Genomic DNA, 16736 nt, shown 5'->3' on the forward strand with positions numbered 1-16736 from the left:
CGGTCGCCGACGCTCCGCGTCGACTCCCTCCTCCGCCTGGCAGCCGCACGCACCAGACCCCGCTCGGGCTCGGCCGAGACGGACCGCTCCTCACCACCGACCTGATCCGAAGGACAGACCCTAGTCCTTACGGTGGGTCAGTGTAGGCGTCCCCTACGACGGCGTCGGCGTCCAGCCCTGGCTGCGCAGGACCGCCGGAACGTCAGGGGCGCGGTAGTGGTCGCCCTTGAGGACCTTGCCGTCGGCCCGGCGGGACACCGTGCCGTCCGGGCCGATCTTGGTCATGTTGGCCCGGTGGATCTCGGCGATGACGGCGTCGAGGTCGATGCCGTGCACCAGGGCCGTCCCGTACGCCACGTACACGAGGTCGGCCAGTTCGTGCGCCAGGCGGTCGAGCGGACCGGTGACGGAAACCTCCACGACCTCCGCGGCCTCCTCGGCGAGCAGCTCACCGCGGTGCGCGGCCAGTTCCGGGGCGACCTCCGTCGGCACGGAGCGCACGTCGAGACCGAAGGCGAGGTGGAACTCACGGACGAGGGCGGCGGGGGAAGGACGCATCCGCCGACCCTACCGTCCGGCGGCGACCGTCGGCGGCCTCCCTTCTCCTTCCGGCCTGGCCAGACGGGCGCGTGGCCTGGCAGGATCGCGCGCATGCTCCAGGCACTCCCCCGTATCGGCAGCCGCCGCGCGCTGCTGGGCTCGGCGGCAGCGTGCGCGGTTCTCGGGCTGCTGCTGTGGTGGCTGGTGCCGATCGGCGAGGAGTCCCCGAGCGGCACGGTGACCTTCAGTACCGGCACCCGGAGCGGCGTCTACGAGAAGTACGGCACCCTGCTGCGGCAGACGATGGCCCGGGACATGCCGCGGCTGGACGTACGGCTGCTGAACAGCGACGGGTCGCAGGAGAACGTGCGCCGGGTGGCCACCGGGAAGGTGGACTTCGCGATCGCGGCGGCCGACGCGGTGGAGACGTACCGGCTGCAGCACGGGCCGGGCTCCGGCCGGCTGCGCGGCTGCGCCCGGCTGTACGACGACTATGTGCACCTGGTGGTCCCGCGCTCCTCCGCCGTGCGGTCGGTGGCGGACCTGAAGGGCCGCACGGTCGCCGTCGGGCCGGGCGGCTCCGGGGTGCGGCTGATCGCGGAGCATGTGCTGAAGGCGGCCGGGCTGGACCCGGAGAAGGACATCACGCCGCTGTCCGACGGTATCGCGACGATGCCCGGGCTGCTGAGGCAGCACCGGATCGACGCGTTCTTCTGGTCGGGCGGGCTGCCCACCGGCGCGATCACGGAGCTGTCGAAGCACTTCCCGGTCCGCCTGGTGCCGATCGGCGGCGACCTGGTGGCGCGGCTGCACGCGCAGGGCGGCGCGTCGCGCCGGTACCGGGCCGCGGTGATGCCCGCCGACGCCTATCCGCAGGCACAGCAGGGCGCCTCCGTGCCGACCGTCGCCGTCGCCAACCTCCTGATCACGCGGGAGGACATGAACGCGGGGCTGACCGAGAAGCTCACCCGCGTGGTCATCGACAGCCGCGACGGGATCGGCGCCCAGGTGCACGCGGCGCAGCTGGTGGATCTCCGCACCGCGATCTACACGGACCCGCTGGAACTGCACGAAGGCGCACGCCGGTACTACCGGTCGGTGAAGCCGTAGCGTCGGGCGCCCGGGGTCACCCGCGGGCGCCGCCCGCTCCCGTCCGGAGAAGCGACACCGTCACCCTCAGGCCGTGCGGCTCGTGATGGGCGTACGAGACCGAGCCCCCGCCCGCCGCCAGCAGCGTACGGGTGATCGACAGGCCGAGGCCCGAGCCCTTGATGTTCTGGTGGGCGGGGCTGCGCCAGAAGCGGTCGCCGACGCGGGAGAGTTCCTCGTCGCTGAGGCCGGGGCCGCCGTCGGTGACCACCACCATGGCGGTGTCACCGGTGGCCGCCACCTCCACCTCCACGCTCTCGCCCGCGGGCGTGAACTTCACCGCGTTGTCGATCACCGCGTCCAGCGCGCTGGACAGCGTCACCGGGTCCGCCCAGGCCGTGGTGGCCGGGCAGGTGCCGGTCAGCCGTACGCCCTTGGCCTCGGCGGCGGGCCCCCAGGCCGCGACCCGTTCGGCGGTCAGCGCGCCGATGTCGGTGAGCCTCAGGTCCGCCTCGGCGTGCTCGGCGAGCGCCAGGTCGAGCAGGTCGTCCAGGACCTGTGCGAGGCGCTTGCCCTCGGTGCGCACCGAGGCGATCTCCTCGTTGCCCTCGGGCAGTTCCAGGGCGAGCAGTTCGATGCGCAGCAGCAGCGCCGCCAGCGGGTTGCGCAACTGGTGGGAGGCGTCGGCGACGAAGGCGCGCTGCTGCTCCAGGACCAGCTCGACGTTGTCCGCCATCTCGTTGAACGACCGGGCCAGGCGCCTCAGTTCCGGCGGTCCGCCCGCCGCCGCGACCCGGGACTTCAGGCGTCCGGTCGCTATGTCGTGGGTCGTCGCGTCCAGGACCCGTACCGGCCTGAGCACCCATCCGGTCAGCCGCAGCGCCGCGCCGACGGCGAGCAGCATCGCCGCGATCTCCCCGGCGCCGATGAACAGCCAGCCGTGCAGGATCCTGGACCGCATCTGTCCGGTGGGCGAGTCGGTGACGACCACCGCGACGACGTCACCGTCGCGGATGACCGGCGAGGCGACCACCAGCCGGCCGCGCTGCCAGGGCCAGACCTGCTCGGGATCGTGGCTGCGCCGCCCCAGCAGGGCCTCGTTGAAGGCGTCGCGGCCCTCGCCCTGCTGCGGCAGGAACCAGTCCCCGGGCGCGTTGGCCATGGGGGTGTCGTCGCGGTAGAAGACGCCGGCGCGAATGCCGTACACGCCGTAGTACGTGCCGAGTTCCTTGGCCAGGATATCGCCGCGCTCGTCGGTGGCTTCGGTCCGGGAGCCGCCCGGCCGGTCGGTGACGAACTGTGCGAGGGCGGCGAAGCGCGCGGTGTCGTCGATGCGGTCGACGACGACCCGCTGCTGCTGTGCGGCCGCGAGACTCACCGCGAGCGGCACACCGAGCGCGAGCAGCACAGCCGCCAACAGGACGATGAGCAGCGGAAGGAGACGTGTGCGCACCCTTGCCCGCTACGCGGCCGGGGCGACGAGCCGGTACCCGACGCCGCGCACGGTCTCGATCAGCGCGGGCATGCGCAACTTGGAGCGCAGGGAGGCGACGTGCACCTCCAGGGTGCGCCCGGTCCCCTCCCAACTGGTCTGCCACACCTCGCTGATGATCTGCTCACGGCGGAACACCACACCGGGGCGCTGGGCCAGCAGGGCGAGCAGGTCGAACTCCTTGCGGGTCAGCTGGACGACCGAGCCGTCCACGCTGACACGGCGGGTGGGGAACTCGATGTGCACGGGCCCGAGGCGCAGCGCGGTCTCGGTGGCGCCGGTGTCGTCCAGGTGCGGGGTGCGCCGGCTGACGGCGTGGATACGTGCGAGCAGCTCCCCGGTGTCGTAGGGCTTGACCACGTAGTCGTCGGCGCCGAGGTTCAGGCCGTGGATGCGGGACCGTACGTCCGAACGAGCGGTAACCATGATCACGGGGGTGCCGGTGCGCTTGCGGATCCTTGCGCAGACCTCGTAGCCGTCCTGGTCGGGCAGGCCCAGGTCGAGCAGGACGACGCCGAAGCCGGCGCCCTCGGGGACCAGCGCCTGGAGCGCCTCCTCGCCGCTGCGGGCATGCGTGACCTCGAAGCCGTGCCGGGCCAGCACCGCGGACAGGGCGGCGGCGACGTGGTTGTCGTCCTCGACGAGCAGCAGTCTCATTCCGGCCCCCTCCGGTTTCTCGGCCCTGCGGTCTCGGTGCGCTCTCGGCGTGCGCAAGGGCGTCACCCGCGCTGCACCGGAAAGGCGTCAGCCACCCGAACCTGTGGGCACGCGCGCGTGCACCAAGGAAGTCACGCCGATGAACGAGGACGCCGTCAAGAGGCTTCGGGTTGCGGGCGGCTTCCGTTACCCAGCCGGTACGCGGCCGGCCGGACTCGGCTACGGGTCGTGTCCGGACGCTACCGGATCGTGATGCTCAGATCTCCCTCAGATGTAATGACGCTGGTCGTGCGGCCTCACTACTGTCCTGCGAAACCGAGCGAGGACGGAGCCAGTGAGCACATGACCGAAGTATCGGTGGCCGAGGACTCGGTGGCCGCGACCGACGAACTGGTCGTCCTGAGGAGCGTCAACAAGCACTTCGGCGCGTTGCACGTGCTCCAGGACATCGACCTGACCATCGCACGTGGTGAAGTCGTCGTCGTCATCGGGCCCTCCGGGTCCGGCAAGTCCACCCTCTGCCGCACCATCAACCGTCTGGAGACCATCGATTCGGGCGGCATCCTGATCGACGGCAGGCCGCTGCCCCAGGAGGGCAAGGAGCTGGCCCGGCTGCGCGCCGACGTCGGCATGGTCTTCCAGTCCTTCAACCTCTTCGCGCACAAGACGGTGCTCGAGAACGTGATGCTGGGTCAGATCAAGGTCCGCAGGACCGACAAGCAGAAGGCCGAGGAGAAGGCGCGCGCGCTGCTCGACCGGGTGGGCGTCGCCACCCAGGCGGACAAGTACCCCGCGCAGCTCTCCGGCGGCCAGCAGCAGCGTGTCGCGATCGCCCGGGCGCTGGCGATGGACCCCAAGGTCATCCTCTTCGACGAGCCGACCTCGGCCCTGGACCCCGAAATGATCAACGAGGTCCTGGAGGTCATGCAGCAGCTCGCCCGGGACGGCATGACCATGGTGGTGGTCACCCATGAGATGGGCTTCGCCCGTTCGGCCGCCGATCGGGTGGTCTTCATGGCGGACGGGCGCATCGTGGAAGAGGCCACGCCGGAGCAGTTCTTCAGCAACCCGAGCAGCGACCGCGCGAAGGACTTCCTTTCGAAGATCCTGCACCACTGACGACCGCGCATGCCTCTGCCGCGCGCACCTGCCTCTGCGGCGCGCACCTGCCTCTGCCGCGCGCACATGCCTCTGCCGCGCGCACATGCCTGTGCGGACCGTGCTCGCACGCGTCCGACTTCCCACGGCCGATGCCGAACACACGAAGGATGTCCACCATGAAGTTCCGCAACTCCGCCGTCACGGCGGCTCTCGCCGTCCTCGCGCTGACCGTTTCGGCCTGCGGCGGCGAGTCCGGCAACGCCGGCGACCAGCCCGGCGGGAACAGCGGCACGAACCAGCCCAAGCTGCCGACGTACGCCGTCGCGCAGAACGTGAAGATCGACTCCGCGACCCTGAAGAAGGCCCGGCAGGCGGGCAAGCTGGTGATCGGCGCCAAGAACGACCAACCGTACCTCGGCTTCGAGGACACGGACGGCAAGCGCTCCGGCTTCGACATCGAGATTGCCAAGATGGTTGCCGCCGACCTCGGTTTCAAGCCCTCGCAGATCGAGTTCAAGACGGTTGACTCCAACGTCCGCGAGACCACCATCTCCAAGGGCGAGGTCGACCTCTACGTGGGCACCTACACCATCAACGACAAGCGCAAGCAGCAGGTCGGCTTCGCGGGCCCGTACTTCATGGCAGGAGCAGACCTTCTGGTCCGCAAGGACGAGAAGGACATCACCGGTCCGGACTCCCTCAAGGGCAGGACGGTCTGCTCCATCAAGGGCTCGACTCCGCTCCAGGAGATCAAGAAGCCGAAGTACGGTGCCAAGACGGTGGAGTTGTCGAAGTACTCGGAGTGCGTCCAGCAGCTGCTCAACAACGAAGTCGACGCGGTGACCACCGACGACGCGATTCTCAAGGGATATGCCGCCCAGCGTCCGACCAAGCTGAAGGTCATCGGCAAGCCGTTCACCAAGGAGCCGTACGGCGTCGGCATGAACAAGGACGACAAGGCGCTGCGCGATGCGGTCGACGACGCGCTCGAGAAGCACGAGAAGAACGGCGACTACAAGAAGGCCTACGAGGCGACGCTCGGGCTGTCCGGCTCCCCGTACACGGAGCCTCCGGCCGTCGACCGCTACTGACACGCAACGCCGCGACGCAAGGTGCCGACGAAGCTCACCGCCACAGATCGGCACCGTCCGCGTCCGCGGTGACGAACCGTCCGTCCCGGACACCTCCAGGCCGATGTGCCCGGGACCGCGTCCTTCCCGCCCGTACGCCGCCCACGAGGACTTCACCCTGTGAACGTATTGCTCGACCATCTCGCGGAGTTCCGCGAGGGGTTCATCGGCACAGTCCTGCTCACCTTCGCCAGCGGACTCCTCGCGATGGTGCTCGGTGTCATCATCGCCGGGTTCCGTGTCTCCCCGGTGCCCCCGCTGCGGATGTTCGGCACCGTCTGGGTCACCCTCTTCCGCAACACCCCGCTGACCCTGCTGTTCCTCATCGCATGGTTCGTCGTGCCAGTGATCTTCGTACCGGGCCTGAGTCCGTGGATGAAGGCCCTTCTGGCGCTGGGCTTCTACACCTCGGCCTTCGTGTGCGAGGCCGTGCGGTCGGGCATCGGCACCGTGCCCCTGGGGCAGGCAGAGGCCGCCCGCTCCCTGGGCATGTCCTTCTCGCAGACGCTGCGCCTGATCGTTCTCCCCCAGGCCACGCGCACGGTCGTCCCGCCGCTGAGCTCGATCTTCATCGCGCTGACCAAGAACTCGGCGATCGCGGGCGCCTTCAGCGTCACCGAACTGTTCGGTGTGCAGAAGCTGCTGAGTGACCAGGGCTTCGCCATCGCCTGGATCTTCCTGTGGGTGGCCCTGGGCTACCTCGTCATCACCTTCTCGATCAGCGGTCTCTTCCGGCTGCTGGAGCGGCGCCTGGGGGTCGCACGATGAGTTCAAGCGTTCTGTACGACGCACCCGGCCCCAGGGCCCGTCTGCGCAACCGCCTCTTCACGGTGATCGGCTGCCTGGCCGTGGCCGCCCTGGTCGCCTTCACCGCGTACCGCATGGACGTCAAGGGCCAGTTGGACCCGAAGGTGTGGAACATCTTCAACAACGCGGGTGTGCGAACCAACATCCGCGACGGCGTGCTGACCACGCTGAAGGTGTTCGCCGTGGCCGGCGGGCTGTCCCTGGTGCTGGGCCTGGTGCTCGCCGTGGCGCGGTTGTCCGAGCACAGGACCGCCCGCTGGTTCGCCACGGGATTCGTGGAGCTGTTCCGCGCGGTACCGTTGCTGATCACGATCTACGCCCTGTGGGTGCTGTTCCTCACCTACAAGAACGATCTCGGTGTCATCGGGGACAACACCGCGTTCTGGGGCCTCGTCATCGGACTGACCGTCTACAACGGTTCGGTACAGGCCGAAGTGTTCCGCGCGGGCATCAACGCCGTGCCACGCGGACAGGTCGAGGCAGCCTACGCACTCGGACTGCGCAAATACCAGGTGATGACGACCCTCTTGCTGCCGCAGGCGGTGAGGTCCATGCTGCCGACCATGATCAGCCAGCTGGTCGTCACGCTGAAGGACACCTCGCTCGGCTACATCATCACCTACACGGAGCTCCTCTTCGCCGCCCGGACGATGGCGAACAACATCATCGTCAACGGTGAGAACCCGTTCACCGCGGTCACCATCGTCGTCGGCGCGATCTACATCGCCATGTGCCTCGCGCTCTCCTCGCTCGCCACCTGGATCGAGCGGCGCGGTCGCCGTGCGAAGACGGGTGTCACAGTGGCTCCGGCCGCCGAGCCGGCCGAAGCCCCCGGCGTACTCGACGTCACGGGAGTGGCCGCCGGCCCCGTCGACGGCGATGCGGACCGTACGCCGAAGTAGCCGCGGAACCGGTCCTTCCCGGCACGACCGGGCGCGGTGTCCTGCCGTCGCGGCGGGAACGGGCAGGACACCGTCGGCACCCCGGGGATCAGTGCACGGGCTTGATCGTGACGCTGCCCGTCATGTCCATGGGGTCCTGATGGATGGTCAGCGTGACGTTGGCGTTCATGTCCCCCATGGGCGTGAGCAGGACGGACTTGTTGCAGCCCTTGGCCGACGATTCGACGGTGTCGTAGGTACCACCCCACCTCACGGCGGCACGGGCCCGCCAGTTGGCACACGCGTTGTAGGTGATGCGGATCGAGTGCTTGCGCAGGTTGGGCAGCGAGGTGCTGCGGTACTGCTTGTCGACCCATTTGTACGAGTGGGGGAGTCCGCCGATGTTGATGGTGCCCGAGCGCTGGCCGAGGTAGATCTCGGAGGGGCCGTCCGCGGACGCCGACGGCGCCGCCAGGGCGGTCGCCAGTACCGCCGTGCCGAGAAGCATGACTGCGCGACGCTTCATCCTGGTCTCGTCACCGTGCATGATGAACCTCCTTCAGAATCCTCTCGCACAGATAATCCATGCTCGAGGAGATGTGAAACTTTGCGAATGAAATCGATTTACGCCGGGTATTCACCCCAGTTCCAACGCCAGGTGTCCCTGAACGGAACCCGCCCGGCGTTCTTGTAGACGATGGTCGCCTCGGCGTAGAAGGTCTTGCACTCACTCTTCGGCGGCAACGCCTTTATCAGGGTCGAGGCCGGAGCCTTCCTGTCCGCGATGTTGTCGCGGTAGACGACCTTGGAGTGAGGTTTGAAGCAGTGGATCTGCCCGGCGAGACTGGCGACCCCCCGCCCCTTGGGGCAGCCCCTGTCCGTCTCGAACCACGCCTTGAGGTAAGTGCCGAACTGGTCCGAGTCGTACCACACTTTGAGGACCGGGTTTCCGCAGTGGACCGCTGCCACCGGAGCAGTGGCGGGAGCCGCCGCCGCCGGCGCGGCCGCTGCCCCCGTGGCCAACAGACACGCGGCCGCCGCCGCACCCCACGCCGCACTCCGGCGCTGCCAATTACGGGCCATATCGCTTTTCCTCTCGTTCAGATCCTGCAGGGTATTACCATCATGAGTTCCCAACGAAGAGGAAAAGACCCCCACAGCGGGGGGTCCTGGATCACCACCCCCAAAATGGGGGTTGACTTTTTCTGCACAACGCCAACCAATGTCTACTGAACAGATGATTATGTTTGCTATTGCAACTCCTTTTGCATTGGGGGATCCGGAAGAAACTTGACGCGTACGCGCAATAGTCGGAGGATCACATGACTGCCGCTCGTCGTGACCGGACGAGCGCCGGGTACACATGCCGTTGCGTACGCACAGAACCACACGGGGATCGCATGCTGCGGGTGGGAATCATCGATGACCGATCGCTTTGTCGCGCAGGGCTGCGGGGGATGCTGCAGGCCCTGCCTCCGGACTCACACAGAAGACTGCGGACCAGCGTCGTGGCCGAAGGGAAACGAGCGCAGGCGACCGCCTTGGTGACGAACACCCGCCCGGACCTCCTCATCAGCGGTGACGCCTGCGGCAAGGACTCTCTCCCGCTCCTGGAGACCGTCGCCCGTCTCTCGGCGTCACCTGCAGTGCTGGTCATCACGGAGCGCATCACGGAAGAAGACGCCAGGACCCTCCTCGCCAACGGTGCGGCCGGCGTTCTGCTCCATCGCTCTGCGCCTCGACATCTGACCTGGGCCCTCAGCGCCGTCACCGAGGGCAGCCGTGCCCTTTCACCCGAAATCGCCGACGCGATCATCCACGGCCGCCCCGCCACGGTCCCGTCCGGCCACGGCCTGCAGGAACGTGTCGCCTGTCTGAGCGCACGGGAGCGTCAAGTCCTGGCCCTCCTCGGCGACGGGCTCCCCAACCGTGCCATCGCCCAGGCCCTTCACATCAGTCCGGAGACGGTCAAGGACCATGTCCGCACCCTGTGCGTCAAACTTCGCGCCGCCAACCGGATTCAGGCCGCCCGTATCGCCTGGCAGGCCGACGTCACCGGCGTCGCTGTCTGAGGAGGTCACTGACTGAGGCGCACTCAGCCATGCCGCAGCGGCCGTCGCTTGACGCAAGCACCCGCAATAGGTTGCATACTTTCTGTGATCGTGCACCCTGCTCCATACTTGTGTTCACCTGAGGCCGTCAGAACACCGCCGTGGGCAGGGGGCACCGCGTCGTGGACCCGGTGATCATCGTGGGAGCGGGGCCCGTCGGGCTCTCGCTCGCGCTGGCTCTGGCCCGGCAGGAGGTGCCGTCCGTCGTCCTCGACGAAGGCCCGGGCACGGACGAACCACGGGCGGCGCGCACCCTCGTACTGCGCGAGGACACGGCCGCCCTGATGGAACGACTCACCGGGGTACCGCTCTCCGGAGCCGGGCTGCGGTACACCGGTTGGCGGTCGATGCGGCGCAGGCAGGTCATCCGGAAGGTCGTCTTCGATGCGGGCGGCGGGCGGAAAGAGCAGTACGGCGGCGGATCCGCCCCAGGTGCCGGTCCGGCTGCCCAGGGTCGCAAGGGCGCGGTCGAGGAACCCGCAGGACCGTCGCCGCTGCACATCGCCCAGCATGCGCTGACCGCAGCCCTGCGCGCCGCCATCGCCGGACAGCCGCTGGTCAAGGTCGCCGTCGAGAGCCGTCTCGACTCCCTCGCACAGGAACCGTCCGGCGTCACGGCGCACACGCGCGGCCCCCGCAGCACCTGGTGGCGCGGCAGCTACCTGGTCGGCTGCGACGGGCCGCGCTCCACGGTGCGCAAACTGCTCGACATCCGCTTCCCCGGCCGTACGGCGGTGGAACGGCACGCCGTGGCCGCCCTGCGCGCCGAACTGCCCTGGCCCGGCGAAGCGTTGCTCCACCGCATGCCGCCGTGGCGGACGTCGGGCCCCTCGGGCGGAGAGATCACGGCACGGCCCCTGCCCGACGGGATGTGGCGGCTGGACTGGCTGCTGCCACCGGGCAAGGAGCTGGTCACGCCCGAACTGCTGGTGACCCGGGTCCGGGAGACCCTCGCCGGCTGGAACGGCAGCACCACCCCCGCCTACGACCTGCTGGACACCGGTGTCCACACCGTCCACCACCGGCTGGCCCGCCGCTGGCGCTCCGGGCGGGTCTTCCTCGCCGGGGACGCCGCGCACCTGCTCGGCGCGCTCGGCACGCAGGGCCTCGACGAGAGCCTGCGGGACGTCGACAACCTCGCCTGGAAGCTGGCGCCGGCCTGGCACCACGGGCCCCGCGAGACGCTGCTCGACAGTTACGAGACCGAGCGCCGCGCCGTGGTCGCGGCCCGGCTGCGCGCCGCCGACCAGGCGCTGCCCCTGCTGCGCGGCGGCGGAGGTCTGCGGTCCTACGTGCCCGGGTCCACCCGCGGCCATGACGCGCTGCTCTCGGAGGGTCACCTGGGGAGGGGTGCGCTGGGCGCACCGGGGACGTACGCCGCCTCGCCCCTGGCGGCCGCGCCCAGCGAGTCGGCGGCGTTCGTGGCCACGGAACCCGGGGCCCAGGTCGCGGATGTCCGGGTGACGGCGGAGGACGGCTCCCTCGTACGGCTTCGGGACCGGCTCGGCCGCGGGTCGCTGCTGGTCGTCCTGGTCGCGCCGGGCACCGGCGTATGGGAGCGCAAGCACTGGGTGTCGGCCGGGATCATGCCCCGGCTGGCGGCGGCGGTGACCGCCCTGCCGCACCCCGCGGAGTTGCTGGTCGCCGAGAGCTACCCGGGCGCCGCCGCCCACACCGTCCTGCTGATCCGGCCGGACGGCCACCTGGTGACGGCACTTGCCGGGGTGCGCCCCGCGGACCTGTACGCAGCGGCCGAGGCGGCGCTGGGCGGTCCGGCGAAGGCACAGGCGGCGGCGAGCGCACGCTAGTGCTGTGGAGGAGAACGCCGTTGCCCGCACTCACGGTCACCGTGAGGTCCACATGGTGACCGTGAGTTGACCGGTCTGCACCGCCGTGGTGTACTCCGGACCATGACCGACACGTATGCGCGCCTGTGGCGGAGGGTCCATATGGACCTCGTCCGCTATGCGGGCTGCATGTGTCGCCCGTCCTGCTGATCTCGCTCCCCTCACCGCGCGCCGTGCCTCTGCCGCCGCGCGCCCCTCGTGCGAATCCCCAGGACGGTCCCCCTTGTCTGTCTCCCCTTCAGTGCCGCTGTCCGCCGACTCCGCCCGGCCCCGGGCTCTGGCTCCCACCCAGGCCGAACTCCTCGACTTCGCGCGCCGTACGGCCGCCGACGCCGCACTGGTCGCCTCTCTCCCGCTGGATCCCGAGGGCCGCACCTGGGTTCGGCTCGAAGGGCCCGGCGGCAGCGAGGCCTGGCTGATCGGCTGGCCGCCCGGCACGGGCACCGGCTGGCACGACCACGCCGACTCGGTCGGCGCCTTCGTCGCCGCCTCGGGCGAACTCAAGGAGAACTCCCTCGCGGTCCGGCTGCCGTCCGACGGCTGGAAAACCCTGGAACTCACCGACGGAGTCGACCGGGAGCGACGCCTGCCGGCCGGTGAGGGCCGCTCCTTCGGCCGGCACCATGTGCACGAGGTGCTCAACGAGTCCACCGAGCGACACGCCGTCTCGGTGCACACCTACTACCCGCCCCTGCCGCAGATCCGCCGCTACAGTCGCACAGGTCAGGTGCTGCGGCTGGAGCATGTCGAACGCCCGGAGGACTGGCAATGAGTTCCGCACCCGAACACCCTGTGGGCATTGACGAGTTGCTGGAGCGGGTCCGCGAGGACCTGGACCGGGTGGAGCCCGCTGAGGCCCACGAGGCCGCACGGACCGGCGAGGCCCTGCTCGTGGACATCCGCTACGCGGCCCTGCGGGACCGTGACGGGCTCATCCCCGGCGCGCTGGTCGTCGAACGGAACGAACTGGAGTGGCGCCTGGACCCGCAGGGCAGCCACCGCCTTCCCGAAGCCACCGGCCACGACCTGCGCGTCGTGATCATCTGCAACGAGGGCTATGCCTCCAGCCTGGCCGCCGCGTCCCTGCGTCAACTGGGCCTGCACCGCGCCACCGACCTGGTGGGCGGCTTCCAGTCCTGGAGGGCGGCGGGGCTGCCGGTGGCGTCATAGGCGGGCATTCCTGCGGTTGCCCGGTCGCAACGGTGAGCTTCGTACCGGGGGAGGCCCCCTCCCCCACCCTCCTCCAGCTTCAGAACCCTTCGTCCAGCCCTTCCATGTCCTCCCCCTCCTCCGCCAGCACCTGGCGGACCACGCGCAGGGCCATCCCCTCCGAGTAGCCCTTGCGAGCGAGCATGCCCGCGAGACGGCGCAGGCGCTTGTCCCGGTCGAGGCCCCGCGTGGCGCGCAGCTTGCGGGCGACGAGCTCGCGGGCGGTGGCCTCTTCCTGCTCGGTGTCCAGCTGTCCCACCGCGGCGTCGATCAACGCCGAGTCCACGCCCTTCGTCCGCAGTTCCTGGGCGAGCGCGCGGCGGGCCAGGCCCCGGCCGTGGTGCCGGGACTCCACCCAGGCGTCCGCGAAGGCACTGTCGTCGACCAGGCCGACCTCCTCGAAGCGCGACAGCACCTCGTCCGCCACATCCTCGGGGATCTCCCGCTTGCGCAGGGCGTCCGCGAGTTGCTTGCGGGTGCGTGGAGTTCCGGTGAGCAGACGCAGGCAGATCGCCCGCGCCTGCTCAACCGGGTCCCCCGGGTACTCCTCCGTCCCGGCCCTCGACGAGAAGGAAGAGCCTCCGTCCTGTGGGGCGTCGGCCGGTTCCCCGCCACCGCGCCGCCGCCCTCGCCCGCGTCCACCGCTCTCGCCGCGTGGAATGTCCTCGCCGTGCGCATCCGCGTCGCCGCGCATGGCGTCCCACTCCCCGTCGTCGCTTCCGACGAACCCCGTGTCGCGCCCGCTCCCCCGCCGCTGCGGGGCCACGGGATGGGCGTACTCGGCCCAGTCGGTTCGCCGTGTCATGGGCTAGCTCTTGGCCGTCGGGGCCTTGGCCTTGGCCGCCTTGGCCGCCGGTGCGGGCGCCGCCTTGGTGTCGTCGGCCGCGGGAGCAGCGGCACTCGCAGCGTCCGCGCCCGGCTCGGCGGCGGGCTCCTCCGGCCGTACGCCGACGCCCAGCTTCTCCTTGATCTTCTTCTCGATCTCGTTGGCCAGGTCGGGGTTGTCCTTCAGGAAGTTGCGCGCGTTCTCCTTGCCCTGGCCGAGCTGGTCGCCCTCGTACGTGTACCAGGCGCCGGCCTTGCGGACGAAGCCGTGCTCCACGCCCATGTCGATCAGGCCGCCCTCGCGACTGATGCCCTGGCCGTAGAGGATGTCGAACTCGGCCTGCTTGAAGGGCGGAGCGACCTTGTTCTTGACGACCTTGCAGCGGGTGCGGTTGCCGACCGCTTCCGTCCCGTCCTTCAGGGTCTCGATGCGGCGGATGTCGATACGCACCGAGGCGTAGAACTTCAGCGCGCGGCCACCGGTCGTGGTCTCCGGAGAGCCGAACATCACGCCGATCTTCTCGCGGAGCTGGTTGATGAAGATCGCCGTGGTCTTGGACTGGTTGAGCGCGCTGGTGATCTTCCGCAGCGCCTGGCTCATCAGACGGGCCTGCAGACCGACGTGGCTGTCGCCCATCTCGCCCTCGATCTCGGCGCGCGGGACGAGCGCGGCGACGGAGTCGATGACGATGAGGTCGAGCGCGCCGGAGCGGACCAGCATGTCCACGATCTCCAGGGCCTGCTCGCCGTTGTCCGGCTGGGAGAGGATCAGGTTGTCGATGTCGACGCCGAGCTTGCGCGCGTACTCGGGATCGAGGGCGTGCTCCGCGTCCACGAAGGCGACCTGACCGCCGGCCTTCTGCGCGTTGGCCACGGCGTGCAGGGTCAGCGTGGTCTTACCGGAGGACTCCGGTCCGTAGATCTCCACGACGCGGCCGCGCGGCAGGCCGCCGACGCCCAGGGCCACGTCGAGCGCGGTCGAACCGGTCGGGATGACCTCGATGGGCTCCTTCGACCTCTCGCCCATGCGCATGACCGCGCCCTTGCCGAATTGCCGTTCAATCTGTGCGAGGGCGGCGTCGAGGGCCTTCTCGCGGTCGGTACCTGCCATGGGTTCCACCCGATTTGCTTGAGTCGATCGCTTCACGTCAAAGACGCTAACGCCTGCCACTGACAATGCGTCCCGACGCTCGTCCGGCTGTGGACAACTCGGGCACGTATCCGCCAAAACCGTGTCGAATCCCCGCCGTGAGCCTCGCCGGGGCCTCCATAAGAATGGATGTTCGATTTTGGTGTCAAGCACACCGACAGCGGCCGCCGGGATCACTCTTAGGGCGTGGCGGCACGCGCCCTCGCACCCCGCCCGCGACGCCCTTCGACACCGCGTGGGCGATGACCCTTGCGCTGGGCGGCGGCGTCCTCGTCGTCGTGCTCTCGACGTTCGCCGCCGCGGCCTTCCGGCACCGGCCGGACGGCCCCCTCGGCACGGCCCTCGGTGCTGCGCTCCGGGTTCGCGATCACCGTGGCGCTCCTCTCGGGCGCCGCGATGATCGCGCGAGGGACCGTGCTGTCCCGCGCCGGGCATTTGGAGGAGGCGCACCGCTCGACAGCGCCGCTGAAGCCCCTGCGCGAGGTGGGCCCGCACGCCGTGCCGGTACCGCCCGCGCCGGCCTGGCCGCTGTCCCGCACGTCCTGAAGCGAGGCCGCGGGGCAGCGGGTCGTCGGCGCGGCGGCCGGCGGCTGCGCGGCCGCCGTGCTCGGCGCGGGGCTCTCGGGCGGTCACCGCCTGGTGAGCCGGTGCCCTCAGCGCACGAACAGCCGCCGCACGCGCGCCGTGAGAGCGCCCGAGCCGCGCGTGCGGTGCCCGTGGACGCGGGGGTCGTCGGTGACGTCGTACCGCTTCACGTACGCCCCCAGGAAGGCCTGCAGCGTGGCGACCGCGGGGATGGCGATCAGCGCCCCGACCGCGCCGAGGAGGGCGGTGCCCGCTATGACGGACCCGAAGGCGACGGCGGGGTGGATGTCCACGGACCGCGCGGTCAGTTTGGGCTGCAGCATGTAGTTCTCGAACTGCTGGTAGACCACGACGAAGATCAGCACCCACAGCGCGTACCAGGGGGCCACCGTGAAGGCGATCAGCATCGGCAGGGCACCCGCGAGATAGGTGCCGATGGTGGGGATGAACTGCGAGACCAGTCCGACCCAGACGGCGAGCACAGGTGCGTACGGAATGCTCAGCGCCTGCAGCAGGACGTAGTGCGCGATGCCCGAGATCAGTGCCATCAGGCCGCGCGAGTAGAGGTAGCCGCCCGTCTTGTCGACGGCGATCTCCCAGGCGCGCAGCACCTCGGCCTGTCGGGCGGGCGGCAGCACCGAGCACAGCCCGCGCCGTAGTCTGGGCCCGTCGGCGGCGAAGTAGAACGAGAACAGGCCGATCGTCAGCATCTGGAAGAGCCCGCCCAGGACCTGGGCGGAGACGTCCAGGACACCGGTGGCGCTGTTCTGGACGTACTTTCTGAGCCAGTCGGAGTGGACCAGGCTGTCCTGTACGTCCACGCGTCGCAGATGCGTGTGGAACGTGGTGTTGATCCAGTTGATCAGCGCGTCGAGGTAGCCCGGGAAGCCCTCGACCATCTTGATGATCTGGCCGGCGAGCATGGAGCCGAGCAGCGTGACGAAGCCGGCCACCGCGATCGCCAGGCCGAGGAAGACGAGGAAGGTGGCCAGCCCCCGGCGCATGCTGCGGGCGGCCATCCAGCTGACCGCGGGCTCGACGGCGAGTGCCAGGAAGAATGCGATCAGGATGTTGATCAGCAGGCCGGTGAGCTGGTGGAACGCCCAGCTGCCCAGTTGGAACACCGCGATGAGCGCGAGGGCGAGGACCATGGCGCGCGGCAGCCAGCTCGGCATACGGGCGCCAGGCGCGGCGGCGCCGCCCGACGGGGGCGGCTGGGGCGGTGTCGTGCCGAGCGGTGATGCCTGCTGGGGGACCTGCGCGGTCTCGTCTGTCGGGGCCACGGAGCAAGTCTCGCCCACGTCGGCGACAT

At 69.8% G+C, this 16736-nt stretch carries 19 protein-coding genes; 11 read left to right on the forward strand and 8 right to left on the reverse strand.

All coding sequences use genetic code 11. The features are described from left to right. Positions 1–153: 153 nt before the first annotated feature. Positions 154–558: a pyrophosphohydrolase domain-containing protein gene (locus tag AC5WS8_RS10870; RefSeq protein ID WP_496103117.1), complete on the reverse strand. Its 405-nt coding sequence runs from the start codon at positions 556–558 to the stop codon at positions 154–156. Between the two features lie 93 nt (positions 559–651). Here AC5WS8_RS10870 and AC5WS8_RS10875 point away from each other — a divergent pair, with 93 nt between their 5' ends. Further along, on the forward strand, positions 652–1650 hold the full coding sequence (locus AC5WS8_RS10875) for a TAXI family TRAP transporter solute-binding subunit (protein WP_496103118.1): 999 nt from the start codon (positions 652–654) through the stop codon (positions 1648–1650). A gap of 16 nt (positions 1651–1666) precedes the next feature. Here the strand turns inward: AC5WS8_RS10875 and AC5WS8_RS10880 are convergent, their stop codons facing one another. Both AC5WS8_RS10880 and AC5WS8_RS10885 read right to left on the reverse strand, forming a co-directional pair. Then, entirely contained in the window at positions 1667–3082 is a 1416-nt protein-coding gene (locus AC5WS8_RS10880) for a sensor histidine kinase (protein WP_496103119.1), read from the reverse strand. A 9-nt stretch (positions 3083–3091) separates the two neighbouring features. After that, positions 3092–3778 carry a response regulator transcription factor gene (locus AC5WS8_RS10885; protein ID WP_496103120.1) on the reverse strand — a complete coding sequence of 229 codons (687 nt, stop codon included), beginning with the start codon at positions 3776–3778 and terminating at the stop codon, positions 3092–3094. A 342-nt stretch (positions 3779–4120) separates the two neighbouring features. Here AC5WS8_RS10885 and AC5WS8_RS10890 point away from each other — a divergent pair, with 342 nt between their 5' ends. From AC5WS8_RS10890 to AC5WS8_RS10905, 4 genes are all read left to right on the forward strand, one after another. After that, positions 4121–4897: an amino acid ABC transporter ATP-binding protein gene (locus tag AC5WS8_RS10890; RefSeq protein WP_496103121.1), complete on the forward strand. Its 777-nt coding sequence runs from the start codon at positions 4121–4123 to the stop codon at positions 4895–4897. A 158-nt stretch (positions 4898–5055) separates the two neighbouring features. Beyond that, positions 5056–5970: a glutamate ABC transporter substrate-binding protein gene (locus AC5WS8_RS10895; RefSeq protein WP_496103122.1), complete on the forward strand. Its 915-nt coding sequence runs from the start codon at positions 5056–5058 to the stop codon at positions 5968–5970. A gap of 159 nt (positions 5971–6129) precedes the next feature. Next, positions 6130–6777, forward strand: a complete 648-nt coding sequence (locus AC5WS8_RS10900; protein WP_496103123.1) for an amino acid ABC transporter permease — start codon at positions 6130–6132, stop codon at positions 6775–6777. Continuing rightward, positions 6774–7718, forward strand: coding sequence for an amino acid ABC transporter permease (locus tag AC5WS8_RS10905; protein WP_496103124.1), 945 nt, complete (start codon positions 6774–6776; stop codon positions 7716–7718). The genes AC5WS8_RS10900 and AC5WS8_RS10905 overlap by 4 nt, the downstream gene beginning before the upstream one ends. Before the next feature lie 88 nt (positions 7719–7806). On the opposite strand, the gene AC5WS8_RS10910 is transcribed toward AC5WS8_RS10905, so the two are convergent. After that, entirely contained in the window at positions 7807–8244 is a 438-nt protein-coding gene (locus AC5WS8_RS10910; protein ID WP_496103125.1) for a hypothetical protein, read from the reverse strand. A 77-nt stretch (positions 8245–8321) separates the two neighbouring features. After that, a complete protein-coding gene (locus AC5WS8_RS10915; protein WP_496103126.1) occupies positions 8322–8780 on the reverse strand; it encodes a hypothetical protein in 459 nt (152 codons plus the stop codon). A 461-nt stretch (positions 8781–9241) separates the two neighbouring features. On the opposite strand from AC5WS8_RS10915, the gene AC5WS8_RS10920 reads away from it, so the two are divergent. The 5 genes from AC5WS8_RS10920 (at position 9242) to AC5WS8_RS10940 (ending at position 12825) form a co-directional block, all read left to right on the forward strand. Continuing rightward, on the forward strand, positions 9242–9769 hold the full coding sequence (locus AC5WS8_RS10920; protein WP_496103127.1) for a response regulator transcription factor: 528 nt from the start codon (positions 9242–9244) through the stop codon (positions 9767–9769). A 161-nt stretch (positions 9770–9930) separates the two neighbouring features. After that, positions 9931–11616: an FAD-dependent monooxygenase gene (locus AC5WS8_RS10925; RefSeq protein WP_496103157.1), complete on the forward strand. Its 1686-nt coding sequence runs from the start codon at positions 9931–9933 to the stop codon at positions 11614–11616. A 102-nt stretch (positions 11617–11718) separates the two neighbouring features. Next, positions 11719–11805 (forward strand): putative leader peptide, encoded by an 87-nt coding sequence (locus AC5WS8_RS10930; protein ID WP_496103158.1) that lies wholly within the window; start codon positions 11719–11721, stop codon positions 11803–11805. Positions 11806–11878: 73 nt separating this feature from the next. Continuing rightward, positions 11879–12427, forward strand: a complete 549-nt coding sequence (locus AC5WS8_RS10935; RefSeq protein ID WP_496103128.1) for a cupin domain-containing protein — start codon at positions 11879–11881, stop codon at positions 12425–12427. Beyond that, positions 12424–12825 (forward strand): rhodanese-like domain-containing protein, encoded by a 402-nt coding sequence (locus AC5WS8_RS10940; protein ID WP_496103129.1) that lies wholly within the window; start codon positions 12424–12426, stop codon positions 12823–12825. Before AC5WS8_RS10935 ends, AC5WS8_RS10940 begins: the two co-directional genes overlap by 4 nt. Positions 12826–12904: 79 nt before the next feature. Here the strand turns inward: AC5WS8_RS10940 and recX are convergent, their stop codons facing one another. After that, the gene (gene recX / locus AC5WS8_RS10945) at positions 12905–13669 is read right to left on the reverse strand and encodes a recombination regulator RecX (protein ID WP_496103130.1); all 765 of its coding nucleotides are present in this window, start codon (positions 13667–13669) and stop codon (positions 12905–12907) included. A 3-nt stretch (positions 13670–13672) separates the two neighbouring features. Beyond that, positions 13673–14800, reverse strand: coding sequence for a recombinase RecA (recA, locus tag AC5WS8_RS10950; RefSeq protein ID WP_496103131.1), 1128 nt, complete (start codon positions 14798–14800; stop codon positions 13673–13675). Between the two features lie 384 nt (positions 14801–15184). On the opposite strand from recA, the gene AC5WS8_RS10955 reads away from it, so the two are divergent. Further along, positions 15185–15385: a hypothetical protein gene (locus tag AC5WS8_RS10955; protein ID WP_496103132.1), complete on the forward strand. Its 201-nt coding sequence runs from the start codon at positions 15185–15187 to the stop codon at positions 15383–15385. Positions 15386–15492: 107 nt separating this feature from the next. On the opposite strand, the gene AC5WS8_RS10960 is transcribed toward AC5WS8_RS10955, so the two are convergent. Next, positions 15493–16707, reverse strand: coding sequence for an AI-2E family transporter (locus AC5WS8_RS10960; RefSeq protein ID WP_496103133.1), 1215 nt, complete (start codon positions 16705–16707; stop codon positions 15493–15495). Between the last annotated feature and the right edge of the window lie 29 nt (positions 16708–16736).

This window comes from Streptomyces sp. PTL18, from assembly GCF_059510295.1.